The organism is Elusimicrobiota bacterium (assembly GCA_016218575.1).
Taxonomy (GTDB): Bacteria; Elusimicrobiota; Elusimicrobia; order UBA1565; family UBA9628; genus JACRDN01.
The window spans coordinates 13170-39018 of sequence record JACRDN010000016.1 but is presented as its reverse complement, the minus strand read 5'-3'; the positions used below and the strand labels follow the sequence as shown (position 1 = coordinate 39018).

The following is a 25849-nucleotide window of genomic DNA, read 5'->3' as shown; positions in this document are numbered from 1 at the left end:
GTTTCTGCCGCTACATCTGCTCCGGGGCCGACACTCCCAGAAGCCCCAGGCCCTGGGCGATGACGTCGCGGGCACCCGCGCAAAGGAGAAGCCGGTCCTTGGAGAGCTCGGGTGCGGCCGCATCCGCCACCCGGCATTTCTCGTAGAAGGGATGGAAGAGCCCGGCTAATTCCAGGATGTAATTGGCCAGGGGATGCGGGGATAAGACCTCCTCGCAAGTCTTCAAGACTTCCGGAAACCAGGCTAATTTCATCAGCAGGGCCGCTTCTTCAGAAGCGGCCAGAAGTGCTCCTTTTGACTCTGTGACTTCATCCGCCGACTGGATGAGCCCCTGCTTTTTTGCTTCCCTAAAGATCGAGCAAATCCGCGCGTGGACATACTGGCAGTAATAGACCGGGTTCTCCGAACTCTGCTTCTTGGCCAGCTCCAAGTCAAAGTTGAGGTGCGCCTCGGGGGTCCTCATGGCGAAGAAGAAGCGGCAGGCGTCCTTTCCGACCTCGTCCACCACCTCGCGCAGGCGCACGAACTCTCCCGCCCTCTTCGACATCTTGACCTGCTCCTTGCCCCGATAGAGGTGGATAAGCTGGTGGACGATGGCGTGGAAGGACTCCGGCGGGTGGCCGAGGGCGGCCATCGCCGCCCGCAGGCGCGGGACGTAGCCGTGGTGGTCGGCGCCGAATATGTCTATGACCTCGGAAAATCCCCGGGCGTATTTATTCTCGTGGTAGGCGATGTCGGCCAGGAAATACGTGGGTTGGCCCCCGGCCTTGATGAGGACCCGATCCTTGTCATCCTCCGAGCCCTCGGCCGCGGCAGTGCCGAGCCACACCGCCCCGTCCTTCTCGTAGACCATGCCGCGCTCCTTTAAGCGCTTCATGGCCGCCTCGAGCGCCCCTTGGGCGTGGAGCTCGGACTCGAAAAGCCAGAGATCGAAGCTCGCGCCGAAGGCCTCAATGTCCGCCTTGTGGCCGGCGAGGAAGGCCTCGACTCCAGGCCTCTGGAACTGTTCGGGGGTCCAGGAATCCGCTTCAGGTGGGAAGGACTTGGCCAAATCCGCGATGTACTGGCCGTGGTAGCCGCCCTCGGGAGGCTCGGCTCCATGCCGGCGCGCGTGGAGGGATTTGCCGAGCATCTCGAGGCGCCCTCCGGCGTCGTTGACGTAGTACTCGGTCTGCACCTCATGCCCGATCCGCCGCAATATCCGGACCAAGCAGTCGCCCAAGGTGGCCCCCCGCCCCGAGGCCATGTGGAGAGGCCCCGTGGGATTGGCCGAGACGTATTCCAAGAGGATGCGGCGCTGGGCCAAGTTTCCGTCGCGGCCGTAGGCCGCGGGAGCGGCGATGAGGGCCTTGAGATTGGCGGCCAGGGCCTCGGGCCTTAAAGTGAGGTTGACGAATCCCGGAGGCACGGCCTCGGCTTTTTCTATCTCCGCCAGGCCCTCGAAGGCCCGCGCCAGGGCCTTGGCGAGCTCGAGCGGGTTCTTGCGCGCGACCTTGCCCAAGGCCATGGCCCAGGGCAGGCTCAGATGCGCCCGCACGTGGGCCGGGGGCGCTGCAAGAGGGAAGCTCTCGGGCGGAGGGAGCCCCGCGGTTTTGGCCCAGGCCCGGGCGCTTCGCGCAAGGCCCTCGCGCAAGGCGGATAGGATCATGGCTTGAGCTTTACTTGGGGAGAGCCGTGGTAGAGCTTCTCCAGGGCGTAGTACTCCCGCGTTTCCTGGCTCATGACATGGACCAGGAGCCCGCCGAAGTCGAGGACCCGCCACTGGTCGCTTTGGGGCTTGGCCCGGTGCAGGCAGGGCGCGCCCAGGGCTTCCAAGGCCTCTTCCACCGCCTGCTCGAGCGCCTGCAGGTGCGGGCGTGACAGGGCGGTCACGATGAGCATGTAGTCCGTGATCGGGCTTTCGCGGGAAACGTGGAGAAGTGTTACGGCCTCGCCCTTCTTGTCCTGGGCGGCCCGGGCCGCGGCCAGGGCGACGCTTTTAAATGCTCGTGCCATAGTTTTGCGAGGCCTTGTCGAGGCGCGCCCTCATGGCCTCCTCGGCCCTGAAGCGGATGTTCTCCAGGGCCGAGCCCAGGAGCTTGGCCGCGGTGCCCAGAATTTGGCCGATTTCGCTTCTTTCGTCGTCGCTTAAGGGCGAGTCGCAGCGCAGCACGAGGTAGCCCTGCGGGCGCTCGGGCCCGGGCAAGGTCGAGTAGCAGCAGTTGGGCTCTATCCAGGTGGTGGTCATGTGCGTGGGGGGAGGGAGCTTGGGCGCGAGCGCCGCCGGATCCAGGCTTCCGAAAGCGGCGGCCAGCTCCATCTCCTCGTTGAATATGTTGTAGAGGCAAGCGATCGCCGACCACGGGTTCTCGAGATGGGGGAGTATGCGGTCCAGGGCTTTCTGAAGCAGTTCGGTCTGGGAAGGGATGGGCTCCAAGAAAAGATTGGCAAGGTCGAATAGGAGTGCGAGCTCTCTCGAAGTCGTGCGCAGGCGCCGGGACTGGAGTTGGACGAGCTGGGAAAAAAAATCCACAGCGAGTTCCGGCCGGGACTTGAGCCAGCGCCGCAATTCCTCGCGGTCGAGCTCTAGGATCACGGTTTGGCCGGCGGCCGAGGCCCTGGCCGAGCGCTTGACCTCATCGAGAAGGGCCATCTCGCCGAAGGAATCCCCCAGCCGGAGGAAGGCCAGGTCCTTGAAGCTCCCGCCCGAGGTTTCTTTCGAGATTCTCACCGAGCCTTGGGAGATGAAATAAAGGCTCGTCCCGACGCTCCCCTCCTCGAAGATCACTTCGCCGTCCCCGAGGGTTTTGGGCTTCAAGAACTCCGCCAAGGCCTCGAGCTGCCTCTCCGGGACCCGGTCGAAGAGGCGCAGGGACTTGAGAAGCTTGAGCTTTTCCGCCGCGGTGGAAGCCATGCTACATCATGCTGGCCGAGCTCTTGGCGGCCATGCTGATGAGGATCTTGAAGCTGTCCGCGTTGTGGGCCCGCATGAGGGCCTCCTCGGGAGCCACCAGGCCCTGGCGCACGAGGTCGGCTAGGGACTTGTCCATGGGGACCATGCCGTGCTTGGCTCCGGTGTCTATGGCGCCGTAGATCATGTGGGTCTTGCCCTCCCGGATGAGGTTGGAGATGGCCGGGGTCATGACCATGACCTCGCGGGCCGCCACCCGTCCCTGCCCGTCCCTGCGCGGCAGGAGGATTTGCGAAACCACGCCCTGCAGGACCATGGCGAGCTGGACCCGGATTTGGGCCTGCTGGTGGGGGGGGAACACGTCCACGATGCGGTCTATGGTGGAGGGGCAGTCCTGGGTGTGCAAAGTGCCGAAGCAGAGGTGCCCGGTTTCGGCCGCGGTGATGGCCAGAGAAATGGTCTCTAGGTCCCGCATCTCCCCCACCAGGATCACGTCGGGGTCCTGCCGGAGCGCGCTCTTGAGGGCGGCGCTGAAGGACTTGGTGTTCTGCCCCACCTCGCGCTGGCGGAAAATGCTTTTCTTGGACTCGTAGACGAACTCGATCGGGTCCTCGATGGTGAGGACGTTGCCTGTGACTTTCTGGTTGATGAGCTCCATGAGGCAGGCCAAGGTCGTGCTCTTGCCCGAGCCCGTCGGCCCGGTCACGAGGATGAGGCCCCGCGGGAGGTCCGCGAAGCCAACGACGGGAGGCGGAAGGCGGAGCTGGTCCGGGGTCGGGATCTTCGAGGAGATCACGCGCATGACCGCCTCGACCCCGTTCTTTTGCAGAAAGACGTTGACGCGGAAGCGCGAGAGGCCTGGCACCGAGAAGGAGCAGTCGAGCTCCCAATGGTCCTCGAACTTCGCCCTCTGCTCCTCGTAGAGTATGGAGTAGACCAGGCGCTTGGCCTGGTCCGCGTCGAGCGGGCTCCCTCCCGGGATCTCCGCGATCTCGCCGTTCAAGCGCATCATGGGGGGCTTGCCCACGACGATGTGGACGTCGCTGGCTCCCGATTGCACGGCCGCCTTGAGTATGTCCACTAATTCCATGAGGCCCCCCCGCAGTCTCCGGCCAGGACGACGGTCACGTCTATCAATTTCTTGAGATCGGCTTGAGTCACGGTTTCCGCCTCGGGGCAGTCAAGCCAGCGGCGCGCCGCCTGGGCGTTCTCGATTCTGCCCGTCCGGTCATAGATCATGGTTTTGGCTCTGCGCGAGTCGAAATTGGCGGCGCTGATGACGTCCGCCCCCTTTGATCTTAGAACTTTTGTCGCCTGCGAGGCCAACCCCTTGCGCTCCGAGGCGTTGAATATCTCCACGGTGACGGTCTCGGGGGCGGGGAGGGGGGCGGCACCGCTCAAAAGCCGCCCCAGGAAGGCGCGCGCATACTCGGTGTCGGGCAGCCAGGAGGCGCGCAGGGAATCCGGGGAAAGGCGCTCGAGCTCGATGGCCAGGAGAAGGCGGTCAAGGAGGGGCAGGGCGCTTGCCTGGCGCCTCAGCCCCGCAAGATGCCTCAAGAATCCGAGCCCGCGGCTCTGCCGGGCGAAGCGCTCCTTGGCCTCGAGAGGCGGCTCGAGCCCGGCGGGGGGGCCGGCTTTCCAGCGCTCGACGCGAACGGGTCCGGCCGGGGAGAGTCCGGAGGATGCCAGCCAAGCCCGAGCCGTCTCGGCCGTGGCTTTGGGGAAATACACGAGATCAAGGGTGCGCCGCGCCGGGTGGTAAAGGGCGAGAAAAATCTTCGCCGCTCCATCTCCCTCGAGGGAGAGCCAATAGCTCCAGGCCGACCCGCCGCGGATGCAGGAGGCGAGTTCCGAGCGGCTCTCGAGCCAGGCCACCCCGCCTAAAGCAAGGAGGAGGGCCAGGGCCAGGCCGCGCTCTATTCTTGCAAGCTGTTCCATAGGCCCACGGTGAGGGGGTGCAGCCAATGCGATGCGTTCAAGGCGTGGCGGAGCTTGTTCAGGACGCACTCCCGGAATCCCTTGTCCAAGTCCTCGAAGGCGGCGCGGCGCAGCTCCGCGGCCTCTGGGTAGAGGCGATCCTCCGAGGCGGCGTCGGCCGCGTAGAGAACCTTGTCCAAGGCCGACATCGAGAGGTCGCCCAAGGTGTGCTTGCGTATCGCGCTCAAGATTGCCGGATCCCGGACGCCGTAGCGGGTCCGGGCCAGGTGCTCGCTGATGTAGGCATGGAGGATGAGGGGCGCAAACCGTATCGCCTGATCGAGCTCCGGAACCTCGAGTCCATGCTTGCGGGCGTAGGCCGGCATCTTGGGCACGGCCACGGCGCGGCCGCAGTCATGGAGAAGGCCGGCCAGGCGGGCTCGGTCGCAGTCGAGCTTCCAGCGCTCGGCCAAGGCCTCGGCCAGGCGGGCCACGGCCAGACAGTGAGCTAAGCGAACAGGGCTTAAGCTTTTTTTAAGGGAATCCAGGAGACCGCGGCCGTACAGCTTTTTCTTTTCTATGAACGCCATTACTCCGGGGACGACGGCGTCCCCGGGGATTTCTCCCAAGAAAAGCATGCTCCGCAGACTTGTCGAGGAAATCTCCGGCATGGGATCATTGATGCGGTTGAAGAAATCAGGAATGGCGCCGGGCCGGTCGGCCCTCTCAGCCGCCCACCATTGGCAGAGCGCCTGGAGTTTCTCTGGATTTTTCCACTTATAAAAGGAGGCGGCGCAGTCCGAGCCCACCGCGAAATGGATTTCCGAGGCCGGGTATTTTCTCCTGATGTGCCGGAGGGTTTCCAAAGTGTAGACTAGCCGTCGCCGGGAGAGCTCGAAGCGCTCGACGCTGGCTCGATTTTTCCAAGGCCGGGGAAGGGGTGCCACGAGCCCGAGATTTACCATGGCCAGGCGCTCGGCGGCCGAGGATCCCGGCGCATGGCTTTTGAGCGGGGTCTGGTAGGCGGGAAGGATAAGGATGCGCTCGGGTTTTATCCTCCCGGCGGCGGCCAAGAGCAGGGCCAAATGCCCGCGGTGGGGAGGGTCGAAGGACCCCCCTATGACCAGGATTTTCATGGCTACAGATTCTAGCTTTATCGGCCGTCCTTGACAAAGTGGGGCTAAATGCGGGACTATAAATCATGGCGGAAATCAGCCCTTTTAGGGGGCTACGCTTCGATCCGGCGCGAACGGGGCTTTCCCGGGCCCTTTGCCCTCCCTACGACGTGATCCCGGCCGAGGAGGCCGCGCGTTTAAGGGGAGAGCTTTGCAACGCCATTCACCTCGAGCTTCCCGAGGGGGAAGGGCCGGAGAAATACGCCCGCGCCGCCGTTCTGTGGACGAAGTGGAAGGAGTCCGGCCTTCTCATCCAGGACCCGGAGCCGGCCTTTTACGCCAGTGAGGAGCGCTTCTCCTTGAACGGCCGGGCCCACCGCCGCATGGGATTTCTCGCGGCGCTCGGTGTTACGCCTCAGGCCGCCCGCTTCGTCATCCCCCACGAGAGGACCCTCTCAAAGCCCAAAACCGACCGCCTGAACCTGCTGAGGTCGGTGCGCGCCAATATCAGCCCCATTTTTGGGATTTTCCCCGACTCCAGCGGGAGCGCGCGCCGCGTTTTGAAGCGCGCCCTGGAGGGGAAACCCATCGCGCAAGGGGTTTTGGCTGGGGTGGAATATCGGCTCTGGCGCGTTGACGATCCCGCGCTGGTGAAGTCCCTGCAGGGAGTTCTGGCCTCGAAAAACATCCTCATCGCGGACGGTCATCACCGCTACGAGGTGAGCCGCGCCTATTACGAGGAGACCCGCTCCGCCGCAGCCTCGACGGTGCTGGCCTATCTTTGCCCCGAGGAGGATGCGGGCCTCATCATGCTGCCCACCCATCGCGTGGTCTCCGAGCCGCTGGCAGAGGGTTCTCTCAAGCTCTGCCGGTTGATTCCGTGCCCCTCCCGGGAAGTCCTGCTTAAGAAGCTGGCGCGCTCACCCAGCCCCTACGCCTTCGGGATCGCCGATAGGGGCTTTAACTTAGCCAAGCCCAAGAGCGCCGGCGGCTGCAAAAGCGGGCTTTGCGTGGAGTGGTTGGGGCGCAATATTTTGGGGGCGATCACGCCGGACCAAATTCAATATACTCCGGATCCGGAGAAGGCCGAGGCCTTGGCCCATGGCGGCAAGACGGCGATTTTCGTGAAGCCAGCCCCGATCTCGCAAGTCCGCAAGGCCGTCAAGGCCGTGGGGCTTCTGCCTCCCAAATCCACCTACTTCTTTCCGAAGATTGCGACAGGGCTCGTCTTCAAAAGCCTGTGAAATTCTCGGTCGTCATCGCCGCGGTCAACGAAGGGGTCCAGATCGCCTCCTCCCTGAAAAGGCTGAGGCAGGTCTCGACCTCAAGCGCGCTTGAGATCATCGTGGTGGACGGGGGCTCCGATGACGGCACGGCCAAGCTCGCCGCTCCCTGGGCCGATCAGGTGGTGTCCCAGGAAAAGCCCAATCGCGGACTCCAGCTCGACGCGGGCGCGAAAATCGCGACCGGGGATCTCCTGTTTTTCCTGCGTGCCGACAGCCAGCCTCCTGAGAATTGGCAGCAGGCCCTCGAGCATTTTTGGCTGTCTCCACACCCGAGGAAGGTGGCCGCCACGGCCTTCCGAGTGGATTACGGCTCGCGCCGGACGCTCCGTTGGGCCGCGAAGCTCGCCAACGCCTGGGCCGAGGCCCGTGGGCTTTTCTCCAGCGAGCACGGCCTGTGCCTGACCCCGGAGGTTTACCGCGCCAGCGGAGGGTACCCTCCGCTGGCTTTCCAGGAAGACCACGCCTTCTGCAAGTGCCTGAAGAAGCACGGCAAGATGGTCCTTCTAAAGGAATGTTTGCATCCGGCCGCCCGGCGCCTGCGCCGCCTGGGTCCCCTCAATTCCGCGGCGAGCCAGGCCTGGCTCAAGCTGCGCTATAAGCTCGGGGCCTCGCCCGAGTCCCTCTGGCGCAGCTACAACGGGCTGTAGAAGGTTTATTCCGCGAGAAGCAGCGGAGCGCGGGGCGGGGGGGCGTCGGCCGGAAGAGCCGCGAAGAAGTCCTCGATGAGGCGCCCGATCTCGGACACATCCATGGTGCGGCAGACGGCCACGCGCAGGGCCTTGGCGTTGGGCAGCCCCGCCGTGTACCATAGCGCGATGCGGCGCATGTTGAGCGCGGCTTGGCGCTCGCCCTGGTGGAGGATCTCAAGCTCGAGGTGCTTGAGCACGGTGCGGCACCTCTCCTCTACGCTGGGAAGGTAGGCGGGCTCCGCATTTCCCGCCATGGCTTTATCGAGATTTTTGTATATCCAGGGGTTCCCGAGCCCAGCCCGGCCGATCATGATTCCGTCGCAGGAGCTCGTTTGCCTGAGGCGCCGGGCGTCCTCGGGGGCGATCACGTCTCCGTTGCCGATCACCGGGATCGAGACGGCGGCCTTGACCTTGCCGATGGCCGCGTAATCGGACTTCCCGGAGTAGCCTTGGGCCTGGGTGCGGCCGTGCACGGTCACGGCGTCGAGGCCGCAGTCTTGGGCGACCTTGGCGAGGATGACGGCTTCTTCCCCGCTCTCGTCCTGGTAGCCCTTGCGCATCTTGACGGTGACCGGGATTTTCTTGACCGCCTTGCGCACGGCCGAGAACACGGCCCCGGCCTTGCGAGGATCGCGAAGAAGGGCCGAGCCCTCGCCGTTGGAGACCACTTTCTTAACGGGACAGCCGAGGTTGAGGTCGAGAAGGTCGAAGCCCAGGCCCTCGATCATGCGCCCGGCCTCGGCCATGTTGTCTGGGTCGCAGCCTAAAAGCTGGGCCCCGAGAGGTCTGTCCTCCGGGGTTTTTTGAAGGAGGCGCAAAGTCTTCTCACTTTCCCGCACCAGGGCCTGAGCCGAGACCATCTCAAGGAAGGAGAAGCCCAGCCCCTTCTCCCGGGCGATGAGCCGGAAAGGCAGGTCCGTGCAGGCCGCCATGGGGGACTGGATAATGCTCAAGGACAGCTCCAAATGGCCGAGCTTTAAAGGCATGTTATATTTTACCAAGATAAGCAGACTGGGAATTTAAATAACAGGCAATTGCCGTATAAGTCAGTTACCTGCTATTTCCTTAGGCCAATGGTTTTCGGCGGCAGTCTCGGATATAGGCGATCTCTATGGCCGGGCCGGGGTGAAGATGATATATCACCCGATAGTTGTCCACCACGAAGGCCCGGTAGCCCGCGAAAGGACCGGCCATGGGCGCGCCGAGTTCGGGAAATTCCGCAAGGGCGGCGATCATGAAAAAAGACAATAGCAAGCCTCCGCGTTTGGCCGCTTTGGATTTGTTCAGAGGTTTTGTCATCGCGGCCATGGTGTTTGTCAATTACTGCGCGGGCCTGGAGGCGATCCCTTACTGGCTCAAGCACGCCCCGCCCGGGCGAGACGCCTATACTCCCGTGGACCTCGTATTCCCGGCCTTCCTCTTCATGTCGGGGCTGGCCATCCCCTTGTCCTTGGGCCCGCGCTTAAAGAGAGAAGAACCCCGTAGCGCGATCCTGGGGAAAGTCACTATCCGCGTTCTTTCCCTGCTTTTCCTAGGCGCCGTCACCGCGAGCCTGGAGAATTATTCGGAGCAGGCCTCGGGCATGAGCCAGCCTCTGTGGACGTTTCTTTTCTACGCGGGCGTGATCCTGCTGTGGCGCGCTGGCTCCGGACGCGGCTCGCGTCTCTTGGGACTGGGGATTTTGGGCATTATCGGCTGGGCGTATGGAGTCTGCGCCGCGGTTTATGTCGCGGCAAAGGGAAAAACTCAAGTCTTATTTGGGGCGCTCATCCTCATGCTGGTTTATTACCTGGCGCGCACGCCCCTGGGAGATCTCTTGGGCTCGCAGGCCGCCATCGCCATGGCCGGAGTGTTGGTCGGCAGTCATTTCGTGCCGGAAAGAAGCCGTTCTCCGGCCGCAAAGTTTTCTTTCATGGTCTTTTTGGGACTAGGGCTTTGGCTGTCGGGCTCGCTTCTTCGGCCCTGGCAGGGCATCAGCAAGGACGAGGCCACCGCGAGCTTCGCCTTGGTGACTGCCGGAGAAGCCTGCGCCCTTTTCGCGGCGTTTTACTGGCTGTGCGACGTGAAGGACTGGGGGAAGAAAAGAGCTTGTCGCTATGATCTTGGCTTCTGCTTTATTTTCTAGCTCGACACGGATCGCGCGCTCGGATTTTTAATCACGGTTCCTTCCCCGAAGTGAAAACGTCACAAGGGTTGTGCTGTACTTTTCGTTTCCCAAAAGCGTTGTTGATCGGGTCATAGCGTCCGGCTTCAAAGGCCAACCTTGAATCAAGAGCCTTGTAATCCGCCGGCTTCATATTGATGATCTGCCCCGGTTGATTGGGATCTACATCTCCCTCGAATACCTTAACTTTACCGAACGTCCCCTTCTCATGGAAGATCGTAATGTACCTATACCTTTGCAAGCCGGAGTCATAATAGGCCAAGTTAAGTCCATCCGCCGTGATCTTTGGATTTTTAACGTAAGACGTATCAAAAGCGTGTACCGTGGTGTTCCCGTCGATCGTCTGTATGCGCGTTACCCCATCTGTCGTTCGCCCTTTCGCCCGTGCCACCACGAAATCCCCCCTGTAAGCATGCCCATTTGGCGCTGGGCCCTGTCCCGACCATCGGAAAACTCCGAGGTACTCGGGGTTGTTGTCGTCTCCTCTTAGACCCTTGTAATACTGTTCCCAGCCCCCGGCGGCCGGCGCTTTAGCGGCTTGGTCCCTCCATTTTTTGGAAGGATGCTTCGATCCAATCGAAAAAGTCAGATGATGGTCTTCGGGGCAGTCTAAAGTGAGGCGATTCCCATTCTCCTTGATTCCAAGCGGCTGTGGGTCAAATTCCTGGAAATTGTAATCTTCCGCATATCCCCAGTACCACTTCGTGCTTACGACATAGCCCTGACGGACATCATCCGGATAAGCGATAATCCAGGCCTTGTGTTCCTCGTTGTAATAGGGACGTGTTTGAGCGCGGGCTTGTGGCGCGTGAGAAAATGCGCAAGTGAGCAACGAGACGAAGGCAATCATTGTTGTCATGTCATGGCTCCTTCCAGGATTGGCATAGTTTAACGGTTCCCGTTGATTTGTCAAGAGCCCGGAAGTTATAATTAGCTATGGCGCGCCCTAGTATTCTGATCACTCGCCGCATCCCTGAGGAAGCGTTAAGGCTTCTCTCGCCGCATTTCGAGATCGAGCATCACAATAAACCCACTTCTATCGCCCGCAAGGCGCTGCTCTCGAAAATCAAGGACAAGGACGGGATTTTGTGCCTGCTTACCGAGAAGATAAACCCCGAGCTGTTGGAGAGGGCCCCGAGGCTCAAGGCGGTTTCCACCTACTCCGTGGGCTTCGATCATGTGGACGTAAAGGCCTGCACGGAGCGCGGGATCGCGGTCACCAACACTCCGGGGGTGCTGACGGAGACCACGGCTGATTTCACCTGGGCGCTTCTGCTCTCCGCGGCCCGACGCGTTGCCGAAGGGGACCGTTTCATGCGCGCGGGGAAATACAAGGCCTGGGATCCCCTAATGCTCCTCGGCACCGATGTGCATGGGAAAACCTTGGGGATCGTGGGCTTTGGCCGCATCGGCCAGGCCGTGGCGCGCCGCGCCATGGGCTTCGGGATGGCAGTGCTTTACTACGACACCCAGCGCCTGTTCCCCGAGGTGGAAAAGGAGTTCGGCGCGAAGTTCCGGGAGCTTAACGAGCTTCTGCGCGAGTCCGATTTCGTCACGTTGCACACGGTCTTGGACCAGACCACGCACCACTTGATCGACGACAAGGCCTTCGCCTTGATGAAGCGCTCGGCCTATCTCGTCAACGCCGCGCGCGGGCCCATCGTGGATGAGAAGGCCTTGGTGCGCGCGCTCAAGGCCGGCCGCATCCGGGGCGCTGCCTTGGACGTGTACGAGAACGAGCCTAAAATGGCCCCCGGGCTCGATAAGCTTGCCAACGCCGTGATCGTGCCCCATATCGCCAGCGCCTCTCACGAGACGCGCACGCGCATGGGGATGATGGCGGCCGAGGGGCTGGTGGACGTCCTGGCCCGGCGGCGAAAGCCGGCCTATCTGGTCAATCCCCAGGCCTGGGACAAAAGCGCCGCGGCCTCATGAAAAAGCGCGCCGCCGTCCTGCTCGAGGAACAGTACCAGGAACTCGAGGTTTGGGTCCCTTACTTTCGCCTGAAGGAGGCCGGGGTGGAGGCCGTCTTCGTCGGCCAGGAGGCGGGCAAGGTCTACAAGGGCAAATACGGCTACCCGGCCCAGGCCGAGCTGTCTTACGGTCAGGTCCGGGCAGAAAGCCTCGACGCCGTGATCATCCCCGGGGGCTTCGCTCCGGACTTCATGCGCCGCTACCCCGAGCCAGCCCGGCTCGTGGCCGACATGTTCAGAGCGGGCAAGCTCGTGGCCTCCATTTGCCACGGGGCTTGGGTCCTCTGCTCGGCCGGGATCTTGAAGGGGAAGAAAGTCACCTGCTTTTACGCCATCGCCGACGACGTCAAAAACGCCGGGGCCGAGTATGTGGACCGAGAGGTGGTGGTGGACGAAAACCTCGTGACGTCCCGCAAGCCGGAGGACATTCCCGCCTTCTGCGCGGCGATCGTCAATCGCCTTTCGGCGCCTTCGCCGCGGCCGCCCGCAGATTAAGCCCCTTCGCGAACACCGGGAAGATTTTCGGGCCGAGCAGTCCCATTTCCAAAATGCCAAAATCAAGGGAATGCAAGCCACTATTTCCAGCGCTAAGCGCCTTTGGCCGATCTGGGCGGCCGCGGTCCTGGGCTCGGCCCTGCGCTTCTGGCATTGGGGGGCTCCGCTCACCTTTGATGAGGCCTATACCTTGCGCCATTACGCGCCCCTCTCCCCCTTAGACATCGCCGCCACCTACGATTTCGCCAACAACCACGTGCTCCTCTCCTTGATCCTGCACGCCCTGGGGCCGGCCGATATCCGCGTCCTCCAACTGCCCTCCATCCTGGGGGCTGGGCTTTCCCTCTTTCTCATGGCCTCGCTCGCCGGAGAACTCGCGGGGCCCGCCGCGGCTTTTCTTTCGACCGTCGTCCTAAGCATTTCTTTTTGGCCACTCCTCTACAGCCACATGCTGAGGGGCTACAGCCTTTCCTTGTACCTCAACCTATTCAATCTTTGGCTAGTCCTGCGCTTCCTGCGGTACGGGAGCAGAACGGAACTCCTCCTCCTCGCCGCCGGGACATGGGCGGCTCACTATTTGATGCCCACCAACGCCGTGTACAGCCTGGCCTTGCTCGGGTGGGGCTTGGCCGCGGGCCGAGGCCGGGAGAGGAGAATGTTAACGGCCGCGGTTCTGGGAGGATTCTTCCTGGCCGGCCTGAGTTATTGGCCGGTGAGGGCCCAGCTCCTCCAATCTTCCCGCACGCAGTTGGCCCATGTCGGGGCCTGGGCCGGGATGGGGCCGAGGCTAGGGGAATATTTCCATGTCTTGGGCTATGGCCGACTCTTTCCCTTGATCCTGGGCCTTGGCGCGGCTGCCGGCCTGGCGTTCTCACTGCTTGTTCCTTCAAGGAGGATGGTCGGTTTTCTCATCCTTCTTTACTTGGGCTTGCCCACGGCCGTTTTCACCCTTCAAGGCACCGCGCCTCCGGCTCGGGTGTACATGAGCACGCTCCCGTTCTGGGCCCTGGCCTACGCCTTGGCGGCGGAGCGGGCGTGCCGGGGCAGGGCCTGGACTGTGGCCTGTCTCCTAACGGCGCTGGCGGCTTTGCCCCAGATGCGGCGATTCTTGAGCTGGAACAGGGGCCTGGACCCTGGCCGGGCTCTTCAAGAGGTTCTTTCCAAGGCCGCGGACACGGACGATTTTTGCGCGATCTATTCCGACCGCGGCGACGAGCCGGGGCTGGCGGGAGAGGTGAACTGGGATTATTACGGCTTCAAGGCTAATCTCGAGCCTTATTGGCAGCTGATGCCTCACGCCGATTACCCGTATCTTGCCCGCGGCCGTTATTTCGTCCTGGCTCAAGACGAGCCCCAGGCCCGCCAAGCCCTGGAGAGGACGGGAATCTGGAACTATGTGTCCGGCCTTAAAGCCGGCCCGGCCCTTGGCCGCCTGAGGCTCTACGAAAGCGTTCTGGACCCGGCCTCGCCTTTGGGCGCGGCCCACCAGGCCCTCTCGCGTGGGGAATTTCCCCGGGCTATCGTGATGCTGGAGAAGGCCAAGTCCGCCAACGCCGCCAACGCGAGGATCCGGAACATGCTGGGCATGGCCTATTACCTGTCCTTCCAGGACCGTAAAGCCGAAGAGGAATTCGCATGGGCGGTGTCCCATGACCCGGCAAACGTCCACGCCCCTTTTTACTACGCCGATGTCTTGTCCGAGCGGGGTGACGATGGCAAGGCGGCGCTCTGGTACTCCTGGTATTTTCAGGAAGGTCGTCCGCCCGGAGCATGGGTTTACAGGGCTCGGGCCGAGCGCGGGCTTGCCGCCCTGCGGCAAAAAAAGGCCCGCGTGCCAACACCCGGCGGGAAGGCCGAGGATTGGGACCGGGCGGGGCTCGGTTTTTTCGTCAAGGGCTCCCTCGAGCGGTCGAGCCTCGCCTTCGAGAAGGCCCACCGCTTAGCGCCCTCCCGGGCCAGGCTCGAGCATTGGCTCGCCGCGGATATGAGCCGGCACGCCTACGCCGCGGCCATCGCCCGCCTCGAGCGGGCCGCGGCCGGGCCGGGGGGAGAGGATTTCCAGGGAGCCTTGGCCGCCGCGAGGCGGTTAAAGGGCCTAAGGCGTTAGGCGGGCCAAGGATTGTAAACGGGCGCGCCGCAGCGCTCGAGATCCTTGGTATTGCGCGTAGCCACGGTGAGGTGATTGACGATGGCCGTGGCCGCGATGAGGCTGTCTACGACGGGAATAGGCTCTCCGCGGTTGAGGCCGTGAGCCTGGAGGTGGCCCCACTCGGCGGCGACCTCCACGGTAATGTCCAGAATTTTCCCGTAGAAGCGCCGCGACAAATCCTCGTCAATCCAATACTGCAGCTTGTTCTTGCGAGGTCCCGTTGGCAAGCGGACCACGCCTTTGTGGAGCTCTCCAAGCGTGAGAACGCTCAGGAATAGGCTCTCCTCATCTCTCTCATCGAGCCAGCGCACGACCCCGGCTTCAGGCTTGGGCCTTACGAGCTCCGAGATGACGCTCGTGTCCAGCAGGTATTTCACAACGTCAGGTCCCGTCCGGGGTCGCGGGCGCGCTCCAGGTCCAGCGTTTGGCTTCGCAGAGGCGAGCGCGAGAAGAAGGAGGAGAGGCTGTTTTGAGCACCTTTAATCCGCTGGTAATCCTGGAACGAAAGCACGACGGCCGCCGGCTTGCCGTGCCGAGTAATGGTCTGGGGGCCCTGGCGCAGGGCCCGATCGACGAGCTCGCTCAAGCGGTTTTTGGCGTTTTGAAGCTGCCAGTCGGAGTCCATAGGTCCGCCTCCAATATAGCTAGACTGTCTAGACTTATTATAACAGGGCCAAACGCTTAAGTCAAGAGCTAGTTTGCCGCAATTTCTTTCAGAGCCGCTACGGCTTTTTCGTTAATCTCGTCCAGGCTCCAATGGGACATTTCATAGGGAGTCCTTCTTCTTCAGCACCCCTTCCAGGGCCGCCCCGTAGCGGGAGCGCTTGAGGGAACTCAGGGACTGGAGGGGGTCGGCTTCCTCGCAGGCCGCGCGGGCGATGCGCCGCAGGGTTTCCGAGGAAATGATCACCACTGGCTCGACATCCTCGCGCAGGGCCTGTTCCTTCCTCCAAAGGCGCAGGGCCTCGAAGAGCTTCCACTCCTGGCTGTTGCGGCTCGGACCCCGCCGGCGCGGCGGCTCGGTGGGGGGAGGGCCGTGGCGCCCCTTCTCGATCGCTTCCAGAAGCTCGCGCCCGTATCTTTGGAAAAGGTAGGGAGTCATTCCCTTGGCGTTTTTCAAGGAATCCATGTCCTCCGGAAGCCCTTGGGCCAGGTGCAGCATCAGGGATTCGGGGAGAATGCGGAAGGGGGCGCGGTTTCGCGACTGAGCCTTCTCCTCGCGTAGGAGGTAGAGGGCCTTGAAGGCGCCCATCTGGTCGCCGGCGAGCTTGTGCCCCGCGGACAGGCGCCAGTATCCCTCGGGATCGAAGGCCTTTTCCTCCGGCTCGAGGGCCGCGAGTTCCGCGAAAGCCTCCGCCGCGTCCGCCCCGCGCCCCTTTTGATCGAGGTCTGCCTTCAGGAGCCTGGTCAAGGCGATGAGGTAATGAGTGTCCATTTGGGCGTAGCGCAGCTGCTCCGGGGTAAGCGGCCGCCGCCCCCAATCCGAGCGCTGGAGCTTCTTGGAAAGCTTGATTCCGAAGTACTTCTCTATGGTCGCGGCGAGACCAATCTCCTTGATCCCGAGCAGGCGCACCGCGATCATGGTGTCGAAGACGTTGGCGAAGGTGAAGCCGTAGTCGCGCTTAAGACAAAGGACGTCATATTCCCCCGCGTGGAATATCTTCTCTATGGCGGGGTCGGCCATGAGGGGGGCCAGGCGTGAGAGATCCTTGATGGCGACGGGGTCCACGATGTAATCCGAGGAGGGCGTGGACATCTGCAGAAGGCAGACCTTCTCCCGGTAGGCGTAGAACCCATTGGATTCGATGTCGAGGGCGAGCTGGCGGGTTTCCCGCAGCTCGGCTCCGAGCTCCTCGAGGTGCTCGCGGGCCGTGACGATGACCGGCTCGGGAATGGAATGGTGTTGGCTCATCTGTTATTTATCCAGGACCGCGATCAGGCGGATGGGGCTGCCCGTCCCTCCCTTGATTTTGAGGGGAAGCGCTATCGCGGTGAATTTCTTAGCCGGCAAGTCCTCGAGGCGCGCCGCGTTCTCGATGACTGGGATGTTCTTCTCGGCCAGGACCTGGTGGGTCTTGAAATTCCGAGAGGGGCCGTGGTCTATGCTGGCCGTGTCTATGGCCACGGCTCCGATCCTGCGGCTTTCCGCCAGCCACCTGGCCGCGTCGGCGCCGAGCCCCGGGAAATGGAGCTGGGAGAGGGCCTTCTCCCCCAGGGCCGCGGTGCCGAGATACAGTCTCCGCTCCCGCCAGTTGCGGCCGAAGCCCGTGCGCAGGAACACCAGGGCTCCCGCGGGGATCCGGCCGTTTTTCTTCTCCCAGAGCAGGAAATCCTCGCGGCGTATCTGATAATCGCGGTTCCTGCGGCAGGCCTCGGAAACGTCCAGGACCACGCCGGGGCCGAGCAAGCCTTCCAAATGGACCGCGTCCACCGAACGGCCGTCGGCGCGGAAATGCCGGGGAGCGTCCAGGTGCGTGCCCAGGTGCTCCGGCATGGAGAAGGAATTGGCTGCGTAATAGTAGCCCCCAGGGGCGAGGCTCGCGTGGAGTTTTTTGAGGGAAAACCCGGCCTCGGTCGGCCATGCCGGGGTTTTGTCATCCAAGGGATAGGTCAGATCCAGGACCGGACCCCGGGGCCAAGGGGCCGGGGAGGGGGCGGCCAGCCCAAGGCCGGCCAGGAAAACGAGGAAAGCCGGCGTCATCCCGGGCTCCCCAAATAGGCCCTGTGCAGGGAGCGAAGCTCCGCCTCGGCGTTCTCCGCGGGGACATGGACGTGGCGGCTGAGCCCGCGCCCCACCAACGCGATCCGGGCCCGCCGGCCGTTTTTTTCCAGGGCCAAGGCTGTGACCTTGCCGGCGGGGCGCTTTAGGGACTGGCGGGGCAAAACCCAGGTGCCCGGCTGGGGGTGGAAGGCGGAGCGGATGTGCAAAGGGAGATTGTGGCGCCGCGCCACCTGAAGGGAGCGCGCCTGCATGACCTGGGCTCCGGCCTTGGCTAGAGCGAGCATGTCCTCGAAGCTTATTTGGGAGAGCTTGCGGGCCTGGGGGACCAAGCGGGGGTCGGCGGTGTAGACTCCCTTCACGTCCGTGAAGATCTCGCAGGACTCGGCCTTGAGGGCTGCGGCCACGGCCACGGCCGTGAGATCCGACCCGCCGCGGCCCAAGGTCGCCACGTCCCCTTGGGGATCGCGCCCCTGGAAGCCGGCTATGACCGCCACGCGGCCCCGGGAGAGCTCTTTCAAGACCTTGGCGGGGCGGATGCGCGAGATCTCGGCCGAGGTATGCGGCCCCCGCGCCTCGATCCCGGCCTGGGGGCCCGTGAGCGACAGGGCCGGGACCTTGCGGGCCCGGAAGGCCATGGCCAAAAGCGCGATGCTCACCTGCTCTCCCGTGGCCAGGAGCTGGTCGAGCTCGCGAGGCTCGGGCCGAGGCGAGACCCGTCTGGCCAGGGCCAAGAGTTCATCGGTCATCTCGCCCGGGGCGGAGACCACCACCGCGACGGCCAGCCCCTTGCGGCGGGCCGCCACGACCCTGTCCGCGGCGCGCAGGATCTTCTCCGGGTCGGCCACCGAGGTGCCGCCGAATTTCATGACGGTGACGCGCATGTGGGTCAATCGCCGGTCTTATCCCAAGCGGAAATATACCAGCGCCCCCCTTTCTTGACCAGGGAATCCCGCTCCACGCCGCCGAAGTTCCCCTTCCCGTCAAGAGTCTCCACGCGGTAGGCCATGGTGACGGTGGCCTGCAAGGGGCCCAGGGAGTCCAAGGAGAGTTTCTCCACGACGAAGCGCGCGCTTTTGTTCTCCGCGAAGAATTTCTGGCCCCAGGACAGGATTTGGGCTTGAGTCATGGGATGGGTGATGGAGGATGAAAACAGTGAGGCGAGGGCCTGGGCGTTTCCTCCCGCGAAGGCCGTCTTGACCTCGTTGAAGAAGGCCTTGACCTCCTCCTCGAGGATGTACGCGTCCGTGCCCACCTTCTGCTGGAAACTGATGTGCCGGCAGCCGGCCAGAAGGAGAGCGGGAGCCAAAAACAAGACCCTCGCCCAGGGAATGCGCATACGTCATCTTAGCAACTAGCAAGTGAAATTTCTATAATAGCGCAATGAAATTATCGGCAACCCTCTTCCTGTTCTTGGCCTGCCTGGCTTCGGCCGGGGTGTTCCCCTACCCGGTCCATAAGAAGACCTTGCCCAACGGGCTGGACGTGGTCGTCATCGAGACCCCGGAGTTCAAGGACGTCCTCAGTTACAACACCATGGTCATGGCCGGCTCGGGCCGCGAGGAGGAAAAGGGCAAGACGGGCTTGGCCCACCTTTTCGAGCACATTCTGTTCCGGCACCGCTACGCGGCAGAGGAGGGCGGCTACGACGACCGCATGGGCAAGCTCGGCACCGACAACAACGCATGGACCTGGTTCGACGTCACCTATTACCACCCCTTGACCTTCACCCGCAACCTGGAGCGCCGGGGCAAGGCCGGACTTCCCGGCTTGGCGGAGCTCGAGTCATCCCGCTTCACGGCCCTCGATTTCTCGGAGAAGACCTTCAAGACCGAATCCGGGGCCGTGCTTGGGGAATACCGGCGGCTGGCCTCCTTTCCCTCCGAGAAGATGTCCGAGAGGCTCGCGGCGTTGATGTTTCCGAACCATCCGTACGGCCACACGACCATGGGCTACTACGAAGACGTCGCGGACATGCCCAACCATTTCGAGGCGGCCAAGAAGTTCTACGGGACTTATTACCGCCCCAATAACTGCGCCCTGATCGTGGCCGGGGACGTGAAGGCCGGGGAGATTTTCAAAGCGGTCGAGCCTTATTACAAGGAGTGGAAGCCTCAGCCCATCCCGACCGTCAAACAGGCGCGCGGTTCCCAGAAAGAGGAACTGCGCGAACATGTCGCCTGGGACGCGGACGTGGCACCCCTGGTCTGGGTTGCCTACCGCATGCCCGCCTTCGAGCTGGGCTCCAAAAACGCGGCCGCGGCCGAGCTCTTGAGCGAGCTTCTCGTCTCTCCAGCGGCACCCCTTTATAAGAGGCTGCGCTACGAGAAGCAATTGGCGAGCTCGCTGGGCTTCGAGGAGGGGACCCGCGGTTTCGAGAGCTTCGACCCACGCGCCCTAGTGGTGAGCGCCGAGCTATATAAGGAGAAGCACGCCCAAAAAGGAAAGGCCTATTTCAGCGAGGTCGCCCAGGAGATCGTCTCCGAGCTCGACGCCCTCAAGGGCTTTTCCAAGGACCCCAAGGCCAAGGAGCTCTTGAAAAATCTCAAGAACAAGTACCGCTACGATTTCCTCGCCGTGCTCTCGAGCCCGGGGAACATCGCCGGCGCCTTCTCCTGGTATTACCGCTTCAACCGCAGCCCCTCGGCCCTGGATCAGCTCTTGGACTCGGTGGAGGCCTTGAAGCCCGAGGACATAGACAAGTTCGCGCAGGCGTGGTTTATCCCGGAGAACCGGGCGATCCTGACCTTGGCGTATGAGAAGGGGAAATAGTCCCATGAAAAATCTGATTCTTTGCCTTTTCCTCAGCGGAGCCGTTTCCCGTTCGGGAGCCGTTTCCACCGTGGCTCTCGACTCGCCCTCCCCTCTGGTCAAGATTAAGATCATGGTGAAGGCCGGTTCGGCCCAGGATCCCAAGGGACTGGAGGGAGCGGCAGCGCTCACGGGATTCTTGGCCATCCAGGGAAACTCCGGGGACCCCGCCCGCCCCCTCACCAAGGAGAGACTGGCGGAGATCACCCGGCCTTGGGGCTCGGGGGCCTATCCCACGGTTTCCGTGTCCAAGGAAACGACGGTGTTCTCCTTCACCATTCCTCGCGAGGCTTTGAGCCAATACTTGGACCAAGTCCTGGCCCCTCTCATGACCAAGCCCCTTTTCGACGCCAAGGAGCTCGACCGGGTGCGACAGGAGTTCCTCCAAAGCCTGCGTTCCGACCTGCGCTTCCAGCAGATCGAGAATCTCGGGCTCGTGGCCTTGGACAACTACATTTACGAGGGCACTCCTTACGCCCACCCCGACATGGGGACCGAGGCGGGGCTCAAGACCGTGGACCGCTACGGCCTCATGCGCTTTTACCGGACCTATTACCGGCCCGAGAACGTGGTCATCGGCTTGAGCATACAGGACTCGGGCTTGAAGGCGCGGCTCGAGAAAATCGCCGTGGGCATGGGCGAGGCCGAGGCCGGCCCCTTTCCGGCGGAGCCCGCGGCCGTCCCCGCACCGGTTTCCGGGCGTCAGGTCCTGGTCGTGGGCCTGCCCAACGCCATCTCGACCGGCATCCACGCCGGTTTTCCCCTGCCGCTCACGCGCAAGGACGAGGACTTCTGGCCCCTTTACGTGGGCAACGTCTGGTTCGGGACCCATCGCGACAGTTTCTCGCACCTCTACCAGGTGGTGCGCGAGGAGCGCGGCTACAATTACGGGGACTACTCCTACATCGAGCATTTCGAGGGCCGGCCCGCCAACCTTTTTCCGCCCTTCAACACCCCGCGCCGTTCCCAGTGCTTCAGCGTTTGGGTCAGACCCGTGGGCCACGCCTACGCGGGGCATATCCTGAGGGCGATCACATGGGAGCTCGAGAATTTCATCCGCCGGGGCATGAGCGAGGAGGAATGCGCGCTGGCCAAGAACAAGGCCAAGGTGCTCTACCTGAGCCTGGCAGAGACCGCGGATCGGATGCTCGCCAGCCGCCTGGACGACGAATTTTACGGCATGTCCCCCGGTTATCTGCCCGGGTATCTCTCGCGCATCGAGGCCGTGAAGTGCTCGGAGGTCAACGCCGCCATCAAGAAGTACCTGCAGGCCCGGGACCTCAAGTACCTGATCGTCACCCATTCGGCCCAGGCCCCCAAGATCATCGAGCAAATCGTCTCCGACGCGCCGGTCTGGGGAAAGACCCCCGCCGACTACCAGATAGACGTCAAGGAAGAGGACGGGCGCAAGCTATACCTCGTCCCCGAACCCAAGCTCGACATCCTGCGCCGCGACGCCCTGTGGGCTGACTATTCCTTGGGGATATCCCGCGACCGGGCGCGCGTGGTACCCGCCGAGAAGATGTTCGAGATCTCAGACTTGCCGCGGTAGGTCGCTCTAGAGCTTTTGCGGGAAGCGCTGTCTTAGAAAAGATCTCGCCTCAAGTCCGGCGAGGGTTGTATCCGCGGCTATCTTTTGGATAAGTGCCAGGCCCTTGTCTGGGCCAAAAACTTCCAGTACTAGGTCGAAGAAATTATCCTTCGGCGCTTCAAGAGCGAACTCTTCCAAGAACATGAGCATTCGCGTGAATACCAAGTCAGGGCTGCCGCGCTTCTTTCCGCCGTCGGCGTCTATGAACACGATGCGCCCTTCCTCGACGGCCTTCTCCGGGTCCAGGCCGGCGGCGCCCTCCAGGATGATATCGTCGGTTCCCAGATCGTATATCAAGCCGCGGTAGCCGTTGGTGAGGCGCGAGAGGCCCTGCAGAGCGGTCCGGAGGATGTTCTCGGCCATTTTCGAGGCGAGCTCCCTCTTTCGTTCCTGGGGAAGGCTGCTTTTCGCGAGATCACCGAGCCAGGCCTGGACGGTCGGCCCCTCCACCCAGCGGTCCAGTTGAAGAATGACCTCGGAGTTTGGGCCGAATATTTTAAATGCGTGATTGGAGGAAAAATGTTCGTTGAAAAAAGGTTCTTTGGAGAATCGCCGGCTGATTTGAAGCTCCACCCAGGCGTCGTCCGGCTTCATGCCGTCGCTGGTGAAGAACATCTTGAGCGCGAAATAGGCTCTTCTTAGCTCCCGTCCCGATCTGGCCACGGCCTCCACCTTGACCGTGTTGCGATGATGTCCGGAACTGGGCTTTTTCCCAGCACGCGGAACTTCAAGCTCCAGGCCCCGCCGGGATATAGGCCCATTTGCGCCGCCACGGCGGCGGTGACCGGGGGATCCGTTAAGAAATGCCGGGTAAAACCCAGGAAGGTGATCTTGGACCAGTTCCGGGTCGTGTCGCCTTTCCACCAAGGGTCCGAGAATCTTACCGCGGGGTCCACGGATAGGCTCGGGGCTCTGAGGAAAGGCTGCGGCGCCTCGGATAGGTCGGCCCCGGTTCTGTCGAATTTAAGCCCATCGAAGACCGCGGAATCCGATCTGGGTATGAGGATGCCGGCGTTGTCGGCCGCTCGCAGGAGCTCGGCCCGGGCCGATTCGCGGCGGCGGTAGTGGCGTCCCAAGCGCTCGAGACCCCTTGCCGCGTCCCTGGAAAGAGCTTGGTGCCAGGTGAACGCAGAGTCCCTGACCGCGCTCATCAGCGGGGCTAGGGCCTCAGGATCGGCCGTCGTGCCGAGGATGGCTCTGGCCGCCGCCACCTGCATCGGCGCGGCGCCTGGCTCGATTATGACGGGCTTCACAAGTGAAACCAAGGCGGCCGGGTGCGTCAAGTTTGAGCCCGCGACCATTTGGCTCACATGGGAGACAAACTGCAGGCGCTCCGCGGGGGACAAGTCCCCGAGCCGCGTTCCGCCGGCGAGGCTTGGAGAGCGACTCGCGCAAAGACAGATCAGGATCGCGCCAAGCGACGTCCGGAGCCGAGGCATTCCCCTATTTTAAAGGCGTTTTTCGGCTTCTACATGAGCCAAAGGGCCTAATACGGCCTAGGCCCAAAGAATGGGCCCGCCTAAGCTGAAAGTCCCATTCGGCTTTTCAGCGCAAGTGATTGAATCCCCTGGAGTTCGGGAGGATTCATGAAGAGAGTTTGCTTCCGCCTTTTTTTGAGCTTGTGCGCGTGCCTGCTTGCCGCTTCCGCCGGCGCTCAGGTGCGCGTGCTCAGGGTCAATCAAAGCGGCGCGGTGCGGATCGCGCTTGCCGCCCAGAGCTTCAGCGCCGCCGCTTTGGAAAAATCGGGGTGGCTGGAGCCTCTCAAGGTTTACACCCGTTGGGCAGCGGGGACCGCGCGGGTTTACGAGGAAAGGCGTTTTTGGGCGAGCCTTGATCTCCGCAAGGCCTCGGACCGTGCGCTTTTGGCCCCATTAGCCGCTGAGCTTGGGCGCGACCAGGCGCTCAAGAGGAATATGCTGGCTGCGCTCGATTCTGAGGGCCGCGACGCGACTACCTTGGAGCAGGCGCAGGCTTTGGCGCATCGGATGGACAGGGCCAAGGCCGCGGGCTCCGGCTTGATCCGTGGGACTGTCCGCCAAGCCATGCGGGACGTGGTTTACCGCAACGGCCAGGACGAGCCGCGTGGCGATCTTCGGGCTCTGGAAGCCCGCCTGCGCGAGGTCGAGGCGGCGCGGGACCTGGTGTTAAAGTTCGGGATATACGGCGGAGAGATATTCGCCGAGGAAGAGGGCTGGATTTCAAACAAGCTCGGGGATCTGCGCAATCTGCGCCTGGCGGCGATTCTTGAGCCGCGTTTGAGGTCCCTCGCGGTCGGGCAGGCTCCCGAGGCCGTGGAAATTGCCGGCGCGAAAGCCGTCAAAACGCGGGGCCCGGCGGCTTTGGCTCCGTCCCGGGCCAAACCCGAGCCCGCGGCGGCGCAGGCCCTCGAGCAATTCGCGCGCGAAGCCCGGCGGATGAGCGATGCCCTTTTCCGCGACTTGGAGATTTTCCAGCTGATGATACATGCCTCGAAAGTCGGGACCATCGGCCCGGGAGAGCTGGACCATATCAAGCGGGGCATCAAAAGCGAAGCTCTGCCTCGGATGGCCGAGAGCATCGCCAGGTTCAAGGCCGCGTCCCGACGCTGGTATTTCGAGACGTCCAGGTTCAAGGATTTTTTGGGCGGGAAGTCCCGGGCCATCGCGGCCGCGGCCTTGGCCGCGGCCCAGCCGGAGGTGAGGGGAATCCTTTCCCTAGAGGAAATCGAGGCCGTCATCGGCATTGATCTGCTGATTCTGGACCGTCCCGAGATTGTCAGCGTGGACGGAGGCCCTTTGGGCGGGATAGAAATCGAGCTGGACGTTGTCGCGGGGGTCAAACGCCTCGGGACTATGCGCGGTTACGAAGAAAAATTGGAGTCCGATATCAGAAGCATGGGAATCAGCTCCCGCGTGCAATTCATCCGCCAGGTGGACGTGGCGGCGCTGCAGGAGACCATAATCCGGCAAATCTTGGCCCCGGCTCTCGGCTGGAATAACATCAGGCAATTCGGTCATTCCCGGACGGACGACGATCCAAAGGCAAGGCTTGAATTCTCAGTGAAGCGGGGGGTTTTGTTCGAGGCCCAGGCCTTGATTCCTAAAATCGAGGCCTTTCTGGAGCCCTACGCATTCAAGAACTACGGCAGGAATATCCTAATCACCGCCCGGCGGTAGGCCTTGTTGCGCCGGCACGGCGACGGCGGGGGCCTTATAGGCCCCCGCCTTCTGCAGATTGTCGCGGTAGCCGGCCGCGATCTTTTGGGCGAGTTCCGGCATCATTTTCTCCCAATTCGCCGTGAGCTGGGCCGGCCCGGCCTTGAAATCGTACAGGGATTTGGCCGCGGGCTTGTCCTCGGCCAGGAATTCCTGCCTCCACAAGGTCTTGAGCGTGGCGGGCCGCAGGAGCTTGACGGCCGCGCCCAAGATCGGGACCATGAGGCCTTGCTCGTCGCTTGCCACGCCGTAGAGGAGGTTGACCTCGAAGATGAGCGCGTCATCTAGGGAGAGGAAGGCGGCGTAGTTTCGCCCGTGAGCGCCTTCCAAGCCGGGCAGGAAGTAGCGGTTCCTCCAGTCCAAGGCGTCCCGCGCCTCGTTGAGCTTGCGTAAGCTGTCGGCCGGAACGTCCGTTTGTTCCTGAGCGATAAAGGCGCCGGGATGTCCGCTTACGGCTAGGGCCTCCTGAAGGCGGGGGTAGAACGCGGATTCGGGCGTCCAGGCCGGCAGGTAGCGGGCCAGGTCCTTGGAGGCGGCCAGGTCCCTGTCGTCCTGGGCGGACTGCACCACCAGGCCGAGGCCGGGCACGATCTTGGCGGCGGATTCGACGTTGCTGTCGGCGGCAGAGACGAGGGGCCCGGGTCCGGCGTAAAGAAGGAGAACGGTTTTTTGCCCCGGACGCACGGCGCCGGGTGCCAGGCGCGCCTCCTCCAAGGAGACGCAGGAGGCCAGGAGCGCTGTTCCTGCCAAGAGCGTCAAGCAAAACCTATTTTTGTTTAATACCCGCAACCTATTCGCCATCGGAAGAAGAATATATAATCTAGCATGATCCGGCATAACGCATCCTCCGGGCAGC

At 62.9% G+C, this 25849-nt stretch carries 27 protein-coding genes; 9 read left to right on the top strand and 18 right to left on the bottom strand.

Going from position 1 to position 25849, the window contains the following annotated elements; translation table 11 throughout:
• Positions 1-10 precede the first annotated feature (10 nt).
• Genes HY921_05260 through yqeK form a run of 6 tightly spaced genes read right to left on the bottom strand, consistent with a single transcriptional unit; the run spans position 11 to position 5943 of the window.
• Positions 11-1648, bottom strand: coding sequence for an arginine--tRNA ligase (locus HY921_05260; GenBank protein ID MBI5630273.1), 1638 nt, complete (start codon positions 1646-1648; stop codon positions 11-13).
• Positions 1645-1995: a ribosome silencing factor gene (rsfS, locus tag HY921_05255; GenBank protein ID MBI5630272.1), complete on the bottom strand. Its 351-nt coding sequence runs from the start codon at positions 1993-1995 to the stop codon at positions 1645-1647. The genes HY921_05260 and rsfS overlap by 4 nt, the downstream gene beginning before the upstream one ends.
• Positions 1979-2893 (bottom strand): cyclic nucleotide-binding domain-containing protein, encoded by a 915-nt coding sequence (locus tag HY921_05250; protein MBI5630271.1) that lies wholly within the window; start codon positions 2891-2893, stop codon positions 1979-1981. The genes rsfS and HY921_05250 overlap by 17 nt, the downstream gene beginning before the upstream one ends.
• Before the next feature lies 1 nt (position 2894).
• Complete coding sequence (locus tag HY921_05245) at positions 2895-3980, bottom strand: type IV pilus twitching motility protein PilT (GenBank protein ID MBI5630270.1); 1086 nt, start codon at positions 3978-3980, stop codon at positions 2895-2897.
• Positions 3971-4828 carry a LytR C-terminal domain-containing protein gene (locus tag HY921_05240; protein ID MBI5630269.1) on the bottom strand — a complete coding sequence of 286 codons (858 nt, stop codon included), beginning with the start codon at positions 4826-4828 and terminating at the stop codon, positions 3971-3973. Before HY921_05240 ends, HY921_05245 begins: the two co-directional genes overlap by 10 nt.
• Positions 4807-5943 carry a bis(5'-nucleosyl)-tetraphosphatase (symmetrical) YqeK gene (yqeK, locus tag HY921_05235; protein MBI5630268.1) on the bottom strand — a complete coding sequence of 379 codons (1137 nt, stop codon included), beginning with the start codon at positions 5941-5943 and terminating at the stop codon, positions 4807-4809. Before yqeK ends, HY921_05240 begins: the two co-directional genes overlap by 22 nt.
• 65 nt (positions 5944-6008) lie before the next feature.
• Between yqeK and HY921_05230 the strand changes: the two genes are divergently transcribed.
• A complete protein-coding gene (locus HY921_05230; GenBank protein MBI5630267.1) occupies positions 6009-7166 on the top strand; it encodes a DUF1015 domain-containing protein in 1158 nt (385 codons plus the stop codon).
• Entirely contained in the window at positions 7163-7855 is a 693-nt protein-coding gene (locus HY921_05225; protein ID MBI5630266.1) for a glycosyltransferase, read from the top strand. Before HY921_05230 ends, HY921_05225 begins: the two co-directional genes overlap by 4 nt.
• A gap of 5 nt (positions 7856-7860) precedes the next feature.
• Here the strand turns inward: HY921_05225 and dusB are convergent, their stop codons facing one another.
• A complete protein-coding gene (dusB, locus tag HY921_05220; protein ID MBI5630265.1) occupies positions 7861-8883 on the bottom strand; it encodes a tRNA dihydrouridine synthase DusB in 1023 nt (340 codons plus the stop codon).
• Positions 8884-8962: 79 nt separating this feature from the next.
• Complete coding sequence (locus tag HY921_05215) at positions 8963-9133, bottom strand: type II toxin-antitoxin system RelE/ParE family toxin (GenBank protein MBI5630264.1); 171 nt, start codon at positions 9131-9133, stop codon at positions 8963-8965.
• Between HY921_05215 and HY921_05210 the strand changes: the two genes are divergently transcribed.
• Positions 9132-10022, top strand: a complete 891-nt coding sequence (locus tag HY921_05210; protein ID MBI5630263.1) for a DUF5009 domain-containing protein — start codon at positions 9132-9134, stop codon at positions 10020-10022. The genes HY921_05215 and HY921_05210 overlap by 2 nt on opposite strands.
• 31 nt (positions 10023-10053) lie before the next feature.
• On the opposite strand, the gene HY921_05205 is transcribed toward HY921_05210, so the two are convergent.
• Positions 10054-10920, bottom strand: coding sequence for a hypothetical protein (locus HY921_05205; protein MBI5630262.1), 867 nt, complete (start codon positions 10918-10920; stop codon positions 10054-10056).
• Positions 10921-10997: 77 nt separating this feature from the next.
• On the opposite strand from HY921_05205, the gene HY921_05200 reads away from it, so the two are divergent.
• From HY921_05200 to HY921_05190, 3 genes are all read left to right on the top strand, one after another.
• Positions 10998-11996 carry a D-glycerate dehydrogenase gene (locus HY921_05200; GenBank protein ID MBI5630261.1) on the top strand — a complete coding sequence of 333 codons (999 nt, stop codon included), beginning with the start codon at positions 10998-11000 and terminating at the stop codon, positions 11994-11996.
• Complete coding sequence (locus HY921_05195; protein MBI5630260.1) at positions 11993-12529, top strand: type 1 glutamine amidotransferase; 537 nt, start codon at positions 11993-11995, stop codon at positions 12527-12529. The genes HY921_05200 and HY921_05195 overlap by 4 nt, the downstream gene beginning before the upstream one ends.
• A gap of 70 nt (positions 12530-12599) precedes the next feature.
• Entirely contained in the window at positions 12600-14636 is a 2037-nt protein-coding gene (locus tag HY921_05190; protein ID MBI5630259.1) for a hypothetical protein, read from the top strand.
• On the opposite strand, the gene HY921_05185 is transcribed toward HY921_05190, so the two are convergent.
• The 6 genes from HY921_05185 to HY921_05160 form a co-directional block, all read right to left on the bottom strand.
• Positions 14633-15055: a type II toxin-antitoxin system VapC family toxin gene (locus HY921_05185; protein MBI5630258.1), complete on the bottom strand. Its 423-nt coding sequence runs from the start codon at positions 15053-15055 to the stop codon at positions 14633-14635. The two genes, HY921_05190 and HY921_05185, sit on opposite strands and share 4 nt — an antisense overlap.
• Positions 15052-15303: a type II toxin-antitoxin system Phd/YefM family antitoxin gene (locus tag HY921_05180; GenBank protein MBI5630257.1), complete on the bottom strand. Its 252-nt coding sequence runs from the start codon at positions 15301-15303 to the stop codon at positions 15052-15054. Before HY921_05180 ends, HY921_05185 begins: the two co-directional genes overlap by 4 nt.
• Before the next feature lie 141 nt (positions 15304-15444).
• The gene (locus tag HY921_05175) at positions 15445-16590 is read right to left on the bottom strand and encodes an HRDC domain-containing protein (protein ID MBI5630256.1); all 1146 of its coding nucleotides are present in this window, start codon (positions 16588-16590) and stop codon (positions 15445-15447) included.
• Between the two features lie 3 nt (positions 16591-16593).
• Positions 16594-17379 (bottom strand): cyclase family protein, encoded by a 786-nt coding sequence (locus HY921_05170; protein MBI5630255.1) that lies wholly within the window; start codon positions 17377-17379, stop codon positions 16594-16596.
• Positions 17376-18290, bottom strand: a complete 915-nt coding sequence (locus tag HY921_05165) for an aspartate kinase (protein ID MBI5630254.1) — start codon at positions 18288-18290, stop codon at positions 17376-17378. Before HY921_05165 ends, HY921_05170 begins: the two co-directional genes overlap by 4 nt.
• Entirely contained in the window at positions 18287-18736 is a 450-nt protein-coding gene (locus HY921_05160; protein ID MBI5630253.1) for a hypothetical protein, read from the bottom strand. The genes HY921_05165 and HY921_05160 overlap by 4 nt, the downstream gene beginning before the upstream one ends.
• A gap of 44 nt (positions 18737-18780) precedes the next feature.
• On the opposite strand from HY921_05160, the gene HY921_05155 reads away from it, so the two are divergent.
• A complete protein-coding gene (locus HY921_05155; protein ID MBI5630252.1) occupies positions 18781-20169 on the top strand; it encodes an insulinase family protein in 1389 nt (462 codons plus the stop codon).
• Between the two features lie 4 nt (positions 20170-20173).
• Positions 20174-21760, top strand: coding sequence for an insulinase family protein (locus tag HY921_05150; protein MBI5630251.1), 1587 nt, complete (start codon positions 20174-20176; stop codon positions 21758-21760).
• 6 nt (positions 21761-21766) lie between these two features.
• On the opposite strand, the gene HY921_05145 is transcribed toward HY921_05150, so the two are convergent.
• A complete protein-coding gene (locus HY921_05145; protein MBI5630250.1) occupies positions 21767-22462 on the bottom strand; it encodes a hypothetical protein in 696 nt (231 codons plus the stop codon).
• Positions 22438-23238 carry a hypothetical protein gene (locus tag HY921_05140; GenBank protein MBI5630249.1) on the bottom strand — a complete coding sequence of 267 codons (801 nt, stop codon included), beginning with the start codon at positions 23236-23238 and terminating at the stop codon, positions 22438-22440. The genes HY921_05145 and HY921_05140 overlap by 25 nt, the downstream gene beginning before the upstream one ends.
• Positions 23239-23385: 147 nt before the next feature.
• On the opposite strand from HY921_05140, the gene HY921_05135 reads away from it, so the two are divergent.
• The gene (locus HY921_05135) at positions 23386-24954 is read left to right on the top strand and encodes a hypothetical protein (GenBank protein MBI5630248.1); all 1569 of its coding nucleotides are present in this window, start codon (positions 23386-23388) and stop codon (positions 24952-24954) included.
• Here HY921_05135 and HY921_05130 read toward each other — a convergent pair.
• A complete protein-coding gene (locus tag HY921_05130) occupies positions 24934-25752 on the bottom strand; it encodes a hypothetical protein (GenBank protein ID MBI5630247.1) in 819 nt (272 codons plus the stop codon). The genes HY921_05135 and HY921_05130 overlap by 21 nt on opposite strands.
• Positions 25753-25849: the final 97 nt, after the last annotated feature.

Bases quoted from the DNA above. Each gene is read 5' to 3' on its own strand.
- HY921_05200 (MBI5630261.1), top strand. From the start codon at position 10,998: ATGGCGCGCCCTAGTATTCTGATCACTCGCCGCATCCCTGAGGAAGCG.
- HY921_05195 (MBI5630260.1), top strand. From the start codon at position 11,993: ATGAAAAAGCGCGCCGCCGTCCTGCTCGAGGAACAGTACCAGGAACTC.
- dusB (MBI5630265.1), bottom strand. From the start codon at position 8,883: ATGCCTTTAAAGCTCGGCCATTTGGAGCTGTCCTTGAGCATTATCCAG.
- HY921_05190 (MBI5630259.1), top strand. From the start codon at position 12,600: ATGCAAGCCACTATTTCCAGCGCTAAGCGCCTTTGGCCGATCTGGGCG.
- HY921_05210 (MBI5630263.1), top strand. From the start codon at position 9,132: ATGAAAAAAGACAATAGCAAGCCTCCGCGTTTGGCCGCTTTGGATTTG.
- HY921_05250 (MBI5630271.1), bottom strand. From the start codon at position 2,893: ATGGCTTCCACCGCGGCGGAAAAGCTCAAGCTTCTCAAGTCCCTGCGC.
- HY921_05260 (MBI5630273.1), bottom strand. From the start codon at position 1,648: ATGATCCTATCCGCCTTGCGCGAGGGCCTTGCGCGAAGCGCCCGGGCC.
- HY921_05180 (MBI5630257.1), bottom strand. From the start codon at position 15,303: ATGGACTCCGACTGGCAGCTTCAAAACGCCAAAAACCGCTTGAGCGAG.
- rsfS (MBI5630272.1), bottom strand. From the start codon at position 1,995: ATGGCACGAGCATTTAAAAGCGTCGCCCTGGCCGCGGCCCGGGCCGCC.
- HY921_05175 (MBI5630256.1), bottom strand. From the start codon at position 16,590: ATGAGCCAACACCATTCCATTCCCGAGCCGGTCATCGTCACGGCCCGC.
- HY921_05245 (MBI5630270.1), bottom strand. From the start codon at position 3,980: ATGGAATTAGTGGACATACTCAAGGCGGCCGTGCAATCGGGAGCCAGC.
- HY921_05160 (MBI5630253.1), bottom strand. From the start codon at position 18,736: ATGCGCATTCCCTGGGCGAGGGTCTTGTTTTTGGCTCCCGCTCTCCTT.
- HY921_05170 (MBI5630255.1), bottom strand. From the start codon at position 17,379: ATGACGCCGGCTTTCCTCGTTTTCCTGGCCGGCCTTGGGCTGGCCGCC.
- HY921_05140 (MBI5630249.1), bottom strand. From the start codon at position 23,238: ATGCCTCGGCTCCGGACGTCGCTTGGCGCGATCCTGATCTGTCTTTGC.
- HY921_05230 (MBI5630267.1), top strand. From the start codon at position 6,009: ATGGCGGAAATCAGCCCTTTTAGGGGGCTACGCTTCGATCCGGCGCGA.
- HY921_05240 (MBI5630269.1), bottom strand. From the start codon at position 4,828: ATGGAACAGCTTGCAAGAATAGAGCGCGGCCTGGCCCTGGCCCTCCTC.
- HY921_05155 (MBI5630252.1), top strand. From the start codon at position 18,781: ATGAAATTATCGGCAACCCTCTTCCTGTTCTTGGCCTGCCTGGCTTCG.
- HY921_05215 (MBI5630264.1), bottom strand. From the start codon at position 9,133: ATGATCGCCGCCCTTGCGGAATTTCCCGAACTCGGCGCGCCCATGGCC.
- yqeK (MBI5630268.1), bottom strand. From the start codon at position 5,943: ATGAAAATCCTGGTCATAGGGGGGTCCTTCGACCCTCCCCACCGCGGG.
- HY921_05135 (MBI5630248.1), top strand. From the start codon at position 23,386: ATGAAGAGAGTTTGCTTCCGCCTTTTTTTGAGCTTGTGCGCGTGCCTG.
- HY921_05205 (MBI5630262.1), bottom strand. From the start codon at position 10,920: ATGACAACAATGATTGCCTTCGTCTCGTTGCTCACTTGCGCATTTTCT.
- HY921_05150 (MBI5630251.1), top strand. From the start codon at position 20,174: ATGAAAAATCTGATTCTTTGCCTTTTCCTCAGCGGAGCCGTTTCCCGT.